The organism is Nonomuraea sp. NPDC026600 (genome assembly GCF_040638335.1).
In the GTDB taxonomy this organism is placed as follows: domain Bacteria; phylum Actinomycetota; class Actinomycetes; order Streptosporangiales; family Streptosporangiaceae; genus Nonomuraea.
The window spans coordinates 110,983-125,247 of the sequence record NZ_JBEZYD010000019.1 but is presented as its reverse complement, the minus strand read 5'-3'; the positions used below and the strand labels follow the sequence as shown (position 1 = coordinate 125,247).

The window sequence follows — 14,265 nt, the reverse complement described above, 5'->3', positions numbered from 1 at the left end:
ACGGTCTCGACCGTCCCGCCGATATGTTCTGCGGGCCATGATACCGAGAATGATCGGGCGAGCACTTATCGCCGGAAGGCGTGTTGCGAAACGCGAGATGCCGCAGGTCCGCGCCTTCACATGGAGCCACGCCCACCTTGGTGGGGATGTCGTGGTGTGTGGCCCATGGTGGTCTAGGATCCATTTCCAGCAAGGATGCCAGGACTACGAACAGCTCAACGGGAAAATCGCCCTAAAGATTGCATCGGGAGAGCGTAACGGCTTTCCGGGTCGACGCGTTCCTGAATTTGTCGGTTCTGCTGGCGCGCTATTGATCGCCCGGCCGAGGAACGCCATTTCTTGCGCCAACTGATGGAGGACTGATGTGCGGGATAGCCGGGATCGTATCGACGACACGTCCCGACCCGGCGCTCGTGCGTCGCATGTGCGAGGTGATCGAGCACCGTGGTCCGGACGGTGCCGGATTTTATAGTGACGAGCACGCGGCGCTCGGCATGCGACGACTGGCGATCATCGACCTGGCCTCGGGCGGCCAGCCCGTCTACAGCGAGGACGGCGAGGTCGTGGCCGTCTTCAACGGTGAGATCTACAACTTCGCCGAGCTGCGGCGGGACCTGTCCAGACGAGGGCATCGGCTGCGCGGGACAGGGGATTCCGAGTGCCTGGTCCACCTCTACGAGGAGCACGGCACCGAGATGGTCCACCGGCTCAGGGGAATGTTCGCCTTCGCCATCTGGGATCGTGCCCGCGAACGATTGGTCCTCGCGCGTGACCGCGTGGGGAAGAAGCCCCTTTACTGGCGTTCGGACGGCACTTCGCTGGTGTTCGGGTCGGAGCTGAAGTCCCTGGCGCAGGATCCGCGCCTGCGCCGCGAAGTCGATCCGGTGGCATTGGATCACTATCTGACCTACAAGTACGTCCCGGCACCGTGGTCCATCTACCAGGACGTGCACAAACTCCCGCCCGGCCATCTCCTGGTCTGGGAACGAGGGAACGTCTCCGTGGACCGCTACTGGAGTCTGGACAGTTCGCCCCGGCCGGTGCTGGATGAGGAGGCGGAAGAGGAGCGACTGCGTGAGCTGCTCCTGGAAGCCACCCGCATCCGCATGGTGAGTGAGCGCCCTATCGGGGCGTTCCTGTCGGGCGGGGTCGACTCGTCCGCGGTGGTGGCGGCCATGGCCATGCAGAGCCACGAACAGGTGCGTACGTTCTGCATCGGTTTCGAGGACAGCGATTATGACGAGCGGCACAAGGCCCGGATGGTGGCGGAGCGATATGGCACGGAGCATCATGAGCTCGTCGTCACGTCCAACCTGCTGGACGTCCTGCCGCACATTGCCTGGCACTTCGATGAGCCGTTCGCCGACGCCTCGGCCATCCCCAGTTTCTACGTCGCGCAGCTGAGCCGGAAGCACGTCACCGTGGTGCTCAACGGTGACGGTGGCGACGAGAGTTTCGGGGGATATCAGCGCTACGTTCGGATGGGGCAGGCCGAGCGGATTCCGGTCATGCCCCACACCCTGGCGATGCCGACCGGCCGCCTCGGCGACCTGATCGCGGATCGGACCGTCAGCGGATCTTGGCCACGGCGGCTCGCCCGGCTGATGCAGATCGCCGCGGCGCCCCCGGCACGCCGCTACGCCCGCCTCATGTCCCAGTTCACCCACCGGCAGAAGTTCGCCCTCTACAGTGACGAGCTTCGCGAGCTGCTGGCGGGGGTGGACAGTCACCGGCTGCTCGACGAGGCGTTCGAGCGATCATCGGCGGCGACCTGTCTCGGCCGCATTCTGGACGTCGACATCGCGAGCTATCTACCGGACGATCTCCTGGTCAAGGTGGATATCTCCACCATGGCCAACTCGCTGGAGGCCCGCTCCCCGCTCCTGGATCACCACCTGATGGAATGGGCGGCCGGCCTGCCCATCGCGCTGAAGGTGCGCAACGGTGAGACGAAGGTCCTGCTCAAGCGTGCCGTCGCCCCTTGGCTGCCCAAGGAGATCCTGGGCTTCCCCAAGCAGGGATTCGACGTGCCGCTGGCGGCGTGGCTCCGGGGTGAGCTACGTGAGCCGGCCTTCGACCTGCTCACCGACGCCACCGCCCGCAGCCGGGGCATGTTCCGGCCACAGGCCGTCCGGGACCTCCTCCAGCGGCATGTCGAAGGAGCCGACCACAGTGTCCAGCTCTGGGCTCTCCTGCAGTTCGAACTCTGGTATCGAGCTCACGTAACCGCCGACGATCTCGCGAGGCCCGAGACCGGTTGTGACCCCTTGACGTGAGCGCGTGCTTCGCCGAACGCCGTCCCTGTGATCGCGGGCCACGGGATCGCGCTCACCACGACAAGGAAGATCACTCGAGTGATGCGTAGCCAGCACGAGGCAAGAAGGCCGAGCTCCTTGCGACGCGGAGCGTCGAGCACCGCCGTCAGCGATGGGCCCCCCTCTGGAGTTCCGCTCCTTCGGGCCTTGCTCTTTTCCGGCAACTCGAATACGGCCAAGATCGTACAGACGGTGGTGAGCCAGGGGCTCCGCCTTCTGCTGGCCACATTCACCAGCATCTTGATCGCACGCTACCTGCAGCCGGAGGGCAGGGGTCTGTACGCGATGATCGTCAGCTTGGTCAGCGCGTCGGTCATTCTTGGGCATTTCACCATCGTCAATTCCCAGATCGCGTTCTGGAAGGACGGCGCTCTCAGCCGTGCGCTGATCGCCAACGGTCTCCTGCTCGGGGTGGGGCTGGGCGCGGTGGCCGCCCTGGGCGCCTTCGCCGTATCACCGCTGGTGTTTCCGAACCGGCCGGCCCTGATCCTGGCGGTGGCTCTGTCGGCGGTGCCCGCCATGGCGGCGATCATCAACCTGCGGGGCATCCTGACGCTCCAGGCCAGGGTGGACCTGGTCAACCGCAGTATCCTCATCTCCGGCCTGGTCAACTGCGTGTCCCTGGTCCTGCTGGCGGTGCTGGGCCACTTCACGATCTTCACGGTCATCATCATGTGGGCCGTCTCCGCCGCGCTGCCGCTCCCGTTGTACCTGCGGGCGCTGCGCCCGAACCTCGGCCACGCCACCCGGGAACTCGCCGTGCGCCAACTCGGCCTCGCGGGGCGCTACTACGTCGGCAACATCGCCCAGTATCTCCTGCTGTATTCGGTGGCGGACATCATGCTGCTCAACACGCTGGTGTCCGCGTCCGAGGCCGGTCTCTACAGCGTGGCGGTGGTCGTGACCACGATAGCCAGGGTGCCCGCGGAGGCCGTTGTTCAGGTCGTCCTGCCACAGCAGGCCGGCGGTGACATGACCGAGTCCGCGGCGGCGACCGCGCGAGCGCTCCGGCTCTCGTCGCTCTGTTCATCGGGCTGCGCGCTCCTTCTCGCCGCCGCCTCCCCGCTGCTGATCCCCTGGGTGTTCGGTCCCTCATATGAGGGAAGCGTCCCACCGCTGGTCGTCCTGGCCCCGGGGGTCGCCGCGTACGCCGTCGTGCGCCTGACGGGGCAGTACCTGATCCGGCTCGACCGCCCCCTCTCGATGTCCGGGATCACCATCGGGGCACTCGCGGTGAACATCGCGCTCGACCTGCTGCTGATCCCCCGCATGGGGGCGGTGGGAGCCGCGCTGTCATCCTCGATCGCCTACGGCCTGCTGGCGGTCATCGGGGTCACGTGGTTCCTCCGGGCACGCGCGTCTTCAGCGAAGTAGAGCAGGTATTGTTTCGGCCATTTGGCGCTGCGCCACGGCCGGGTCACAACCGGGCGGCAATACCGTGGATGGACGGTAATTTCCGGGGTCCGAGGTGCGGCCGTTCGCATGCCATGTCCGCGCCCGGACTTTCGCCGCGACAGGACGAAAGGCTTTGCCATGCGGAAAAGAGACCGGTCCGCCCTCCGCCGTGTCGCATTTCTTATCGGGCACCTGGGGCGGGGGGGCGCCGAGGCGCAGATATCTCTGCTCGCGCAGGGCCTGTCCAACAGGGGCATCGAGGTTCACATGTTCCTGATCTCGAAAAGCGGGCCGCACGAAGCGGTTCTCCGAGACGCTGGAATAGCGGTGCACCATCTCGGGTTCGGCCGCAAACCGTCGGGAGCACCTGACCTGGTGCGGTGCCTGCGGGGTTACGTACGGCTCATCACCTCGTTGCGGCGTATTCGGCCTGACGTGCTGCACGCCTATCTTTTCGAGGGCCGCATGCTGGGAGCGCCCGCCGCGCGATTGGCGGGCGTCCCCGTCATGGTGGCCGGTCGGCGCAATGCGGGTGAGCCGGAACAGCGGCACCGCCGGGTGCTCGTTCTCGAACGAGCGATGACCCGGCTCACCGATCACGTCGTCGCGAACGCGATCGCCGTGGCCGAGGAAGCCCGCACCATCGTCAAGATACCGGCCCGCAAACTGACCGTGATCTACAACGGTCTACGGGCTTCCGCGTTCGAGCAGGCCGAACCGGCGAGCATCGACACCGAACTCCCTGTTGTGCTGTGCGTGGCCCGCCTGGCGCCGCAGAAAGGGCACACCATTCTGCTCGACGCCGCTTCGCGGCTTCTCCGGCGAGGCCGGCCGTGCACGTTCCTGCTCGCCGGCGAAGGCAGGGAACGGCACCGTCTGGAAGAGCTGGTCCGCGAGCTGGGGGTGGATGTTCGTTTCCTCGGTGACCGCACTGACGTCAACGCGCTCCTGGCCAATGCCGATGTGGTGGTTCTGCCCTCGCTGTGGGAAGGCCTGAGCAACGCGGTCATGGAGGCGATGGCCGCGGGGCGGCCGATCGTCGCCACCGCGATAGGCGGTACACCCGAATTGCTGGCGGGCCGGGGCGTCCTGGTCCCCGTGTCCGACGCGGAAGCCTTGGCCGACGGCATCGTCCGGGTGCTCGACGACCCGGACCTCGCGGCTTCGCTCGGCCGCGCCGCCCGCGCCTGGGCCCGCGAGCATCTTGACGTGGACGTGATGATCGATCAGCACGTCGATCTCTACCAGCGGCTCGCCCGGATCCAGAAGGACTGGACGAGTAAGTCCTAAGCGCGGGTCAGTGGCCGAGGTGCGGCTTCTTCCGTGTCCGACGACGGCCGGATCCTGCTCCAGGCCACAGCGGACAGCAGACTCGTGACCATGACGATGGGAATGCGCTGCCGGAAGATCAGTCCGACGTTGGCCACCGTCGTCGCGTAGGCGATCGTGCTCGGCACGACGAACAGCAGCAGGATCAAGAGCACTCGCCGGTCATGACGCCATAGCAGGCGCGCCCCGCGCACCGCGCTGTAGAGCATGTAGTACCAGACCAGCATCTCGATCTTCCCCAGTTGCAGCGTCGCGCTGCCCTCGGCCCAGGGGAAGGGGGCCAGCAGCGTGTAGAGCAACTTCGGGATCAGCGAGCCCCACGCGCTGCCGCTGTCGTCGAACAGCACGCCCGAACCTTGGCTGGCGTACGAGCGGCGAGCCGCCTCCGACTGACCGAACTCCAACTGGCCCAGTGCCGTCTCCATGGCCCCGCCGCCGTCGACGTAGCCGAAGAAGAACAGGCCCGACGCCAGCAATCCGGCGGAGACGACCAGAACACGAGTGAGCGCGGCGCCCCTTGAACCCATGACCCCGAGCAGCGCCGGGACCCCGCACATGAACACCATGTACGCACGCACGTTCAACAGAGCCCAGAGGAGTGACAGCGTCATGAGCGGTTTGCGTAGGTCGAATCGTCGCGCAGTCGAGACGGCAAGGTAAAGACAGCTCACAACGAGGAACGCGTTGAATCCATCCTTGAACATATCAGACGTGCACAGGAGAAACATGGGAGAAAAAGCGGTGACGACGAGCAGGATGAATGCCGCCCGTTCGTCGGCGCCCACCACCCGCGCGAACCTGTACATGACGATGCACAACGCGCACGCTATCAACGCCACGACCGCCGTACAGGCGAGCGCGGCCGGTCCGCCGCACAGATATATGACGATGGCGAAGACATAACACGGTAGAGCCACGGAGTCGAAGCGCTCGGCCGGCACGGAGGTGGCGAACTGAAAGCCTTCGCGCTGCCAGAACGCGGCGGTCTCCAGCGACATGGCCTCGTATCCGAGGTGGTCACCGCCGTACCCGACGGCATCGGGCCGCACCACCGCGAGGTGCACGACAAGCCGGACGGCGAAGGCGGCGAGCAGCACCGGGAGCACCCGCCACGCCGTCTGTTTGTCAAAACTTACCGAAACAAGAACGACCAGTGTGATCACGGTGGCGGCGACTATAAGGTACTCCACCCAAACTCCTCAACGCTCATCGGGTGATGGCCGGACGGCACGCTGAACAATACGATGATCGGCCGCCGAGATCGACATGGCACTCCGAACCGCTGCAAGTCAGTAGGAAAGACGTCGGCCTGTCACCTCATCCGATGCGATTCCATAACCTGCGGGGACAAGATATGCAAATATTCCGTCGGCACCGCGACTCGGACCATTGCGCGAGTCAAGACCCAAGCTAGCTTCTGCGGCATGAAGACCCATTCCGCAGGAGCTTGTGCGAAGCCGGACGGCCGCATAAGAGTCATGGATGTCATCGCCCGGATGAACATCGGCGGCCCGGCTACTCAGCTGACGGGGTTGTGCGCGCAGTTGAACCATGACAAGTTCGACCATCGCCTCTACACGGGTGACGTCGGTGGTGACGAAGGGGACCATTTCCTGCTCCGGAACCCGGCGATGCCGGTTCATCGGGTTCCTGGGCTCGGCCGCTCGATCAAGCCTGCTGACGACGTCCGGGCCGTCATGCACCTGATCAAGGCGATCCGCGCGTTCCGGCCGCATATCGTGCACACGCGTACCACGAAGGCTGGATTGCTGGGTCGCGTGGCCGCCCGCCTTTCGGGCATCAACCCGGCCCTGGCCCACGTGTTTCACGGGCATCTTCTTTATGGGCACTTCTCCCCGCCCAAGCGATTTGTCTACGTGCGGACGGAGCGACTTCTCGCGTCGATGTCCGATCGTCTGGTGACGGTCGGAGCCCGCGTCCGCGACGAATTGCTGGCGGCCGGAATCGGCCGTCTGGAGCAGTACATCGTCACCCCACCAGGCGTCGGGCTCGGCGCGATCCCCAGCCGCGAAGATGCCCGCCTGTCTCTGGGGCTCCCGCTGGACGCGCCCGTCGTCGCCTTCGTCGGCCGGCTCACCCAGGTGAAGCGGCCCGACAGGTTCGTCGCCGCGGCGACCGCCGTGCTCCGGAGCGTGCCCGGCTGCCGCTTCGTCGTCTGCGGGGACGGCGAGCTCCGTGAGGAGATGGAACAGGCCATCGCTCCCATGCGCGATTCCTTCCATCTGCTCGGATGGAGAAACGACGTGGCGACGGTCTACTCGGCCGCCGACATGGTCCTGCTCACCTCCGACAATGAGGGGATGCCGGTCGCGCTCATCGAGGCCGGGATGGCGGGAAGGCCCTCCGTCTCCACCCGGGTGGGAAGTGTCGCCGAGGTGATCCGGCATGAGCACACCGGTTTCGTGAGCTCCGCCGACGTCGGCGAGCTGGTGGAACACACCGTACGACTGCTGCGCGACCCCGAACTCAGACACCAGATGGGTGCGGCCGCCCGCCACTGGACCACCTCCTCATTCGGGGTGGAGCGCCTGGTGGCCGACACCGAGGCCATGTATCGATCGCTGTATGAAGAGCGCCGGGCGAACCGCGCTTCAGCGGGAAGCGTGAGGTGACCAGATGCGATTTCTGATTACGGGCGGGGCCGGGTTCATCGGGTCCCATCTCACCGACGCGCTGCTGGCCCGCGGCGACTCCGTCGTGATCGTGGACAACCTGTCGACGGGACGACTCGCGAACCTCGCGCTCTCCGCCGACCATCCCCACCTGCAGTTCGTCCAGGGATCCGTACTGGACGAACTCATGGTGGACGAGCTGGTTCACCAGTGCGACGTCGTCATCCATCTCGCGGCCGCGGTCGGCGTCAAGCTGATAGTCGAGCAGCCGCTTCGGTGCCTGACGACCAACATCCGCGGCTCGGAGGTCGTCATCGAGGCCGCGCATCGATACCGGAAAAAGATCCTGATCACCAGTTCGAGCGAGATCTACGGCAAGAATTCGGCCGGACCGCTGAAGGAGGACGCCGACCGCATTCTCGGCAGCCCGTCCGTGGTGAGATGGGCCTACAGCACGGCGAAGGCCGTCGACGAGATCCTCGCCAACGCCTATCACCAGGAACGCGGCCTGCCGACGATCGTCGTCAGGCTGTTCAACACCGTGGGGCCCCGGCAGAGCCCGGCCTACGGAATGGTCATCCCGCGCCTCGTCCACCAGGCGGTCAGCGGTGCGCCCCTCACGGTCTTCGGTGACGGAAGCCAGACCCGCTGCTTCGCGCACGTCGCGGACGTCATCGACGCGCTGCTCCGGCTCCTCGACCTCGAGGCGGCGGTCGGGCGGACCTTCAACATCGGCTCCGCGAACGAGGTGAGCATCCTGGAGCTGGCCAAGCTGATCATCGATCACACCGGGTCCATGTCCGGGATCGACCTCATCCCGTATCACGAGGCCTACCGGCAGGGTTTCGAGGACATGACCCGCCGGGTCCCCGACACCACCAGGATTCGCGAGCTCACCGGCTGGGTTCCACGGCGCACTCTCGACGAGATCCTCGTCGAGGTCGTCAAGCAGGTTCGCGAAGAGCTTCCGGCGTCCATCCGGTGAACGAGACGATCGCCCTTGCCACAGGCGTGGCCGCGTTCCTGATCAGCTGTATGGCGATCGTGCCGTTGAAGCGCCTGGCGCTGGCCTGGGAACTGACCGATCGCCCCAGTGAGCAGAAGGCCCACGCCCGCCCGACGCCTTACCTCGGTGGCATCGCGATCACGTTCGGCACGGTCGTGCCCGTGATCGCGGTGATCGGCTTCGCCGATCTCCGGATCCTGGCGATCCTCCTGGCGGGCACCGCGGTGTCACTGGTCGGCCTGATCGACGACGTCGGCCCGCTGCGCCCGGTCACCAGGCTGGTCGTGGAGGCCGGGGCGGCGAGCGGGGTCGTGCTCTCCGGGGTCCACTTCACCACGCCGGCCGACGGATGGCTGGACGGACTGCTCACGGTCGTGTGGATCGTCGTGATGCTCAACTCCTTCAACCTGCTGGACAACATGGACGGCGCGCTGGGCGCCGTCACCACCGTCACGGCCGCCTTCCTCGGTGTAACGGCCTTCGTGACCGGCCAGCCGGCGTTGGGGCTGCTCCTGATCGCGCTCGCCGGCACCAGCCTGGGATTCCTGCCGCACAACTGGGCGCCCGCGCGGATATTCATGGGTGACTCCGGATCCCTGTTCATCGGGTTCGTGCTCACCTGCTCGGCGGTCCTCCTGGTGATGGGGCAGAGCCCCGGCAGGGTGCTCGCCGGGTTGCTCCTCCCGACCTTCGTCGCCACCGTCGACACCGGTGTCGTGTTCATCTCGCGGATGCGGGCGGGTCGCTCGCCGCTGACGGGTGGTACCGACCATGTGTCACACCGGCTCCGCCGGATGGGTCTCTCCACCCGGGCGGTCGCCGCGACGCTCGGCGCGATCGCGGCCGTGGCCGGCTGCTGCTGTCTGATGATGGCCCTGCGCCTGATATCGCCCCTGGTCACGACGATGGTCGTGGGCGGAACCGCGGTCGTTCTCATCGTCCTGCTGCAGGGTGTGCACGTCTACGCGCCGATCGAAGACCTGAATGCTCCTCCAAGAATCCGTGAAAGGCGGCGTTGATCCAGTGGATCTGCTCTACTACCTGCGGCTCCTGCGCAGGAACTGGCTGCTCCTCCTCCTCTCTGTGGGGATCGGGGTAGGCACGGCGGTGGTGGTCACCGCGAACACGCCGCCGCAGTATGTCGCGACGATCTCCATGCTGGTCTCCGGCCACGACAGGGAAGGCAGCCTGTCCACCGCGTACCAGGCGGGAATGCTGTCGGCGCAGCGGGTGCAGTCCTATGCCACCCTGCTGTCCAGTCGCCGGGTGGTCAGCCAGATCACCACGCCCGATGACATCCGGCGCCTGCAGGGGAACATCGCGGCGGAAGTGGTCCCCGGTACGGTCCTGCTCCGTGCGACCGTCACCGACAACGACCCTTCCCGCGCCGCACAGCTGGCCAACGCCCTGGGAACGCGGTTCACCCAGCTGATCGACCAGATCGAACGGCCCGCTCCTGGCAGCCGCCCCACGATCAAGATCACGGTGGTGGACCAGGCGGAGACCCCTCAGGCGCCGGTCAGCCCCAAGCCGATGGTCAACCTGGCGCTCGGCGTACTGATCGCGCTGCTCATCGCCGTCGCCACGCTGGTGCTCCGCGACCGCCTGGACACGACCATCAAGTCCTCCGACACGCTGCAGCGGACCTCGAAGAGCTCGACTCTCGGCATCATCGGGTACGAGAGGGACGCGCGGCGTCACCCGCTGATCGTCCGTCCCAGAGGTCGATCGAGCAGGTCGGAGTCGTTCCGCTCGCTGCGGACGAACCTGCAGTTCATCGGCGTGGACCGGCAGCCCAAATCACTGGTGATCACCAGTTGCCTGCCGAACGAGGGCAAGTCCTCCACCTCCTCCAACCTGGCGATCACCCTGGCCCAGGCAGGCTGGCGGGTGCTCCTGGTCGACGGCGACCTTCGTCGTCCGCGTATCCCGACCTACCTCGGCATCGAGGGCGCGGTCGGCCTGACGGACGTGCTGATCGGCAAGGCGCGGCTGGACCAGGTGATCCAGCCTTGGGGAGAGCCGCGCCTGTTCGTGTTGCCGAGCGGCCGGATCCCGCCGAACCCGAGTGAGCTGCTCGGCTCCCGGGGGATGCGCAATGTGCTCGACCAGGTGACGGCCGACTACGACATCGTGATCATCGACGCGCCGCCGCTGCTGCCGGTCACCGACGCCGCGACACTCTCGGCGATCTGCGACGGAGTGCTGCTCGTCGCCCGGTACGGCAAGACTCGGCAGGAGCACATCCTGCGGGGCACGGAACTGCTGTCGTCGATCAACGCACGCATCGTGGGTACGGTCATGAACTTCGTCCCGGCCAAGGCCAGCCGATACGACGGCTACGGCTATGGCTACGGGTACGAGACGGATGCCAAGGCAGAGGTCAAGATATCGCCGGCTGTTTGAGGAGTTGAAGCGGGACGGCGAGCGATCTGGCGATCCGCCGTCCCGCCACCCGGTGGTGCCACAGGGAGCCACCGATGGGATCGAGGATGTCGGGCCGGTCCACGGGGACCAGGCCGCGCAGCATCCGCACCTCGTCGACCAGCGCGTGAGCCCGCCGTACGGCATCGTGGTGACACGTGATCGCCGTGGGCGCGACGGCTCGGGCCAGGGTGCCGAACTCGACGATGGTGAAGGTACGCCCGGCCGCCGGGAGGTGCATCGACACCGATTCGGCGCGGTGTGCGGAGGCGGCCGTCAGCACGAGGTCGGCCGCGGCCAGCACCTCGGTGGTGAGCGCCCGGGAGACGAAGCCGCTGGGATCACCGCCGAGGCGGAGCAGCGTCCGCCTCGTGCGTTCGTGCATCTCCAAGCCCGGCTCGGCGTGGGTGCCCGCGCTGGTCACCTGGAACGACGGTCCGAGGGCCGAACGGGCCAGCCGCTCCGCCAGAGGAGAGCGGCAGATGTTGCCCGTACACACGAACAGGATGTGGAAATCCCCCGTACCTTCCATGAGCGCGACGGTAGACCGCCCTGGTCAGGCAGCCGTGGGCGGCTCGCCGGTCTTTAACCCGCGCTATCGATCCTTTGGGACTCCGGACCGCAGCCGGTGCGGTCCTGGGTGATCCGGGTCTGCTGGGGATGAGCCAGCGGCTGCACCGGAACCAGTGGCGGCGCGGCCGAGGCGGGCTCCAGCAGGAGGAACTCCAGCGTCTTCGACTGTCCGGGAGCGAGCTCCAGCATGGTGGAGTAGACGGGATGGGATCGTTCGACCTCTTTGATGACCTTCACCCGCTTGCCGGCGATCCGTACGCCACCGTTCTGCGCTCCGGCTCCGGTGTACAGCGACACCCAGAGCAGGTTGGACCCGACGGCACGCGGGCGGTCGGGGTGGTCGAGGCGGCTGGTGACATACGCGGGCAGTTTCCGGTGCGGCACATCGTTGGTGAGACGGACCCGCACCTTCGTGACGCGCTGCCCGTCGGCGCGGCAGGAGCCCAGGTCGTACTGGAGCGAGCGCTTGAGGTAGTAGTCGAGCTTGTTGCCGCCGGAGTTGTTGATGACCAGACCGGCGAACGGTCCCGGCTTGTCCGGCAGCACGCCGCTCAGCGGCGTCGTCTCCAGACGTTGCTGCTCGGTGTCCCGGCGGCTCCAGACCTGGATCCGCCGCTCCTCCACCAACTGCGACAAGGTGGAGATCAAGGTGAGGGGATCCGGACGGGATCGGGCCAGCGCCTCGCTGACGGCGCCGGCGATCGTGATGAGGAACTTCTTACGCTCGTCCGGGTTCGGGTACCGGACATAGGCTTCCCGCTCGGTGAGGTCGATGACGTTCTGGGCGGTCACAGTCTCGCCACCCGGGAGCGTGACCGGCCCGATGAGCCGCAGCAGGTAGGAGAGACCGACCGGGTCGGTCGCGAGGGCGCCGTCCAACTGCCGGCCGGTCTGCCGTTCCCACAGCGCGGTCCAGGTATGTGCGGCGTACGGGAAATGTGGCGAAAGATTAGAATTGGAGAGCAGGGAAAGCGCACTCGGCCCATAACGCGCGCGAAATGCCGGCCCGTAGCCGGCGACCGGAGTGGAACTCGGGGAGAGGCGATTGTTGGCGGAGAGCCGCTCTATGCCGAGCTCGCCGCGCCCGGCTTTCAGAATGCCGAAGGCGCCCACCAGACCGCCGGTTCCCCGCGCTTCGGCATTCGTCTGGAAGGCCAGGAAATAACGGCGGGGACCGTCGTAGCCCAGCATCGGCGGCACCAGGGCGGCGGCGTCGGCCGCGGCACCGAGCCACCCGCGCAGCCGATCGGCTTCGCGCAGGGCCGTGGCGCGCGCCTCGTCCACCGCGTTCACGCCGGTGTTCGCCGGGGTGACGGACAGGCGTGAGCGCGCCAGGGAGACCCGGTCGGCGGCGGCGTCCAGGACCGGTGCCGCCGAATCGAGGACGGCCAGCAACTCCCGCACGTTGCTCATGGAAGGCCGGTCGTCCGTGGAACGCCGGTCGTCCGTGGCGGGCTCGACGTCCGTGATCAGTTGTGCGGTGGCCCGGTGGACGTCAGCCAGGGCGGTGGTCAGCTCCGCGACCGCCTCCGCCAGCCCGCGGATGGTCGTCGCGCCGTCTCCCACCACGGGAGCGTGAGCGATCAACGACCAGTCCGGGCCGGAGGTGAGCCGGCGGGCCTCGTACGCGTGCCATCGCGCGTCCGCGAGCGTCCCGGCCAGCCGGCCGGGGTCGCTCGCGCGCAGCAGGACCAGTGCGTCCCTGGTTGCCTGCAGATGGTCTCGCACGCTCAGACCGAGGTATGCGGACCAACTCCCGGCCAGCGTGAGACCTGCGGCCGGAGCCAGCAGGCTGACGATGGCGACTCGGCGTGTCTTACTTCGCACTGGCAGAACGGCGACGCCGAATGGCGATCAGTGTGCCGGCGGTTCCCATCAGCAGCATGCCCGCACCCGCCGCTGCCAGGGCCTTCACGGGCGCTCCTGTCATCGGCAGTTCCTTGTGGCCGTGATGGCAATGGCCACCGCAGCCCCAGTTGTTCCAGGGATGCCCCCCGTGGTCTCTGGGATCGTCGAAGTCGACGTGCACGTCAATGTGCGACGACGAGGTGGAGGTGACTCTCGGCGGGTAGGGCCGCGGGCTCACGGTCTCCGTGGTCGTGGTCGTGGTCGTGGGCGTCGGCCTGGGGCTCACGGTCCTCGTGGTCGTGGGCGTCGGCCTAGGGCTCATGGTCCTGGTGGTCGTCGGCCTGGGGGTCGCGGTCCTCGTGGACGTGGACGTGGGCGTCGGGGTCGCGGTCGTCACGGACGGGCTCGGCGTCGGGAAGGACTCGGCCGCCGCGAAGCCGGCGGTCCCGAACGCGATCCCACCTCCGGCGGCCATCGCCACAAAAATAGGTATCGTGATTTTTTCTCTCATTTCGGACTCCCCGTATGGATGGCGGTGCGGGTCATGGGACATTTCGCCCGGAATACCAGCGAAGTGTTCATCACAGAACCCGTTATATGCGCCCTACTAATAGGTGCTCCATCCGCCGCACGGTTCTTACCGAATGACCACTGATGGTTCTCCATATGTTGACGAACAGGCGGCGGCCCGGCCGGGCCGTCCGCCGTGCTGATCTCGCGGCGAGGCCGGTCCGGGGCGCCG

Annotated in this window: 12 protein-coding genes; 8 read left to right on the top strand and 4 right to left on the bottom strand. The window is 66.9% G+C overall.

The annotated features are described in order from the left end of the window. The first annotated feature begins 362 nt into the window (after nucleotides 1–362). From asnB to AB0F17_RS36130, 3 genes are all read left to right on the top strand, one after another. Entirely contained in the window at nucleotides 363–2,276 is a 1,914-nt protein-coding gene (gene asnB, locus AB0F17_RS36140) for an asparagine synthase (glutamine-hydrolyzing) (protein ID WP_358032074.1), read from the top strand. A 279-nt stretch (nucleotides 2,277–2,555) separates the two neighbouring features. After that, nucleotides 2,556–3,689 (top strand): polysaccharide biosynthesis C-terminal domain-containing protein, encoded by a 1,134-nt coding sequence (locus tag AB0F17_RS36135; protein WP_358032071.1) that lies wholly within the window; start codon nucleotides 2,556–2,558, stop codon nucleotides 3,687–3,689. Between the two features lie 21 nt (nucleotides 3,690–3,710). Next, nucleotides 3,711–5,000 carry a glycosyltransferase gene (locus AB0F17_RS36130; RefSeq protein WP_358032068.1) on the top strand — a complete coding sequence of 430 codons (1,290 nt, stop codon included), beginning with the start codon at nucleotides 3,711–3,713 and terminating at the stop codon, nucleotides 4,998–5,000. Here the strand turns inward: AB0F17_RS36130 and AB0F17_RS36125 are convergent. Then, nucleotides 4,997–6,229 carry a hypothetical protein gene (locus AB0F17_RS36125; protein ID WP_358032064.1) on the bottom strand — a complete coding sequence of 411 codons (1,233 nt, stop codon included), beginning with the start codon at nucleotides 6,227–6,229 and terminating at the stop codon, nucleotides 4,997–4,999. The two genes, AB0F17_RS36130 and AB0F17_RS36125, sit on opposite strands and share 4 nt — an antisense overlap. Before the next feature lie 54 nt (nucleotides 6,230–6,283). Between AB0F17_RS36125 and AB0F17_RS36120 the strand changes: the two genes are divergently transcribed. The 4 genes from AB0F17_RS36120 to AB0F17_RS36105 are packed head-to-tail and all read left to right on the top strand — an operon-like array spanning nucleotide 6,284 to nucleotide 11,084. Next, nucleotides 6,284–7,672 (top strand): glycosyltransferase, encoded by a 1,389-nt coding sequence (locus AB0F17_RS36120; protein ID WP_358032061.1) that lies wholly within the window; start codon nucleotides 6,284–6,286, stop codon nucleotides 7,670–7,672. 4 nt (nucleotides 7,673–7,676) lie between these two features. Continuing rightward, on the top strand, nucleotides 7,677–8,657 hold the full coding sequence (locus tag AB0F17_RS36115) for a GDP-mannose 4,6-dehydratase (RefSeq protein ID WP_358032058.1): 981 nt from the start codon (nucleotides 7,677–7,679) through the stop codon (nucleotides 8,655–8,657). After that, entirely contained in the window at nucleotides 8,654–9,697 is a 1,044-nt protein-coding gene (locus tag AB0F17_RS36110) for an MraY family glycosyltransferase (RefSeq protein WP_358032055.1), read from the top strand. Before AB0F17_RS36115 ends, AB0F17_RS36110 begins: the two co-directional genes overlap by 4 nt. 4 nt (nucleotides 9,698–9,701) lie before the next feature. Beyond that, nucleotides 9,702–11,084, top strand: a complete 1,383-nt coding sequence (locus tag AB0F17_RS36105; protein ID WP_358032053.1) for a polysaccharide biosynthesis tyrosine autokinase — start codon at nucleotides 9,702–9,704, stop codon at nucleotides 11,082–11,084. On the opposite strand, the gene AB0F17_RS36100 is transcribed toward AB0F17_RS36105, so the two are convergent. From AB0F17_RS36100 to AB0F17_RS36090, 3 genes are read right to left on the bottom strand one after another with little or no spacing between them, the layout of a single operon-like run. Beyond that, nucleotides 11,062–11,634: a hypothetical protein gene (locus AB0F17_RS36100; RefSeq protein WP_358032050.1), complete on the bottom strand. Its 573-nt coding sequence runs from the start codon at nucleotides 11,632–11,634 to the stop codon at nucleotides 11,062–11,064. The two genes, AB0F17_RS36105 and AB0F17_RS36100, sit on opposite strands and share 23 nt — an antisense overlap. Nucleotides 11,635–11,687: 53 nt before the next feature. Continuing rightward, entirely contained in the window at nucleotides 11,688–13,502 is a 1,815-nt protein-coding gene (locus AB0F17_RS36095) for a DUF4012 domain-containing protein (protein WP_358032047.1), read from the bottom strand. Beyond that, a complete protein-coding gene (locus AB0F17_RS36090) occupies nucleotides 13,492–13,605 on the bottom strand; it encodes an LPXTG cell wall anchor domain-containing protein (protein ID WP_358032326.1) in 114 nt (37 codons plus the stop codon). The genes AB0F17_RS36095 and AB0F17_RS36090 overlap by 11 nt, the downstream gene beginning before the upstream one ends. 163 nt (nucleotides 13,606–13,768) lie before the next feature. Here AB0F17_RS36090 and AB0F17_RS36085 point away from each other — a divergent pair, with 163 nt between their 5' ends. Beyond that, nucleotides 13,769–14,134 carry a hypothetical protein gene (locus AB0F17_RS36085; RefSeq protein WP_358032044.1) on the top strand — a complete coding sequence of 122 codons (366 nt, stop codon included), beginning with the start codon at nucleotides 13,769–13,771 and terminating at the stop codon, nucleotides 14,132–14,134. The last annotated feature ends 131 nt before the right edge of the window (nucleotides 14,135–14,265 follow it).

What these genes read in the sequence shown, in the direction of transcription:
- asnB (WP_358032074.1), top strand. Translation starts at nt 363, where the DNA reads ATGTGCGGGATAGCCGGGATCGTATCGACGACACGTCCCGACCCGGCG.
- AB0F17_RS36120 (WP_358032061.1), top strand. Translation starts at nt 6,284, where the DNA reads ATGATCGGCCGCCGAGATCGACATGGCACTCCGAACCGCTGCAAGTCA.
- AB0F17_RS36115 (WP_358032058.1), top strand. Translation starts at nt 7,677, where the DNA reads ATGCGATTTCTGATTACGGGCGGGGCCGGGTTCATCGGGTCCCATCTC.
- AB0F17_RS36100 (WP_358032050.1), bottom strand. Translation starts at nt 11,634, where the DNA reads ATGGAAGGTACGGGGGATTTCCACATCCTGTTCGTGTGTACGGGCAAC.
- AB0F17_RS36090 (WP_358032326.1), bottom strand. Translation starts at nt 13,605, where the DNA reads ATGACAGGAGCGCCCGTGAAGGCCCTGGCAGCGGCGGGTGCGGGCATG.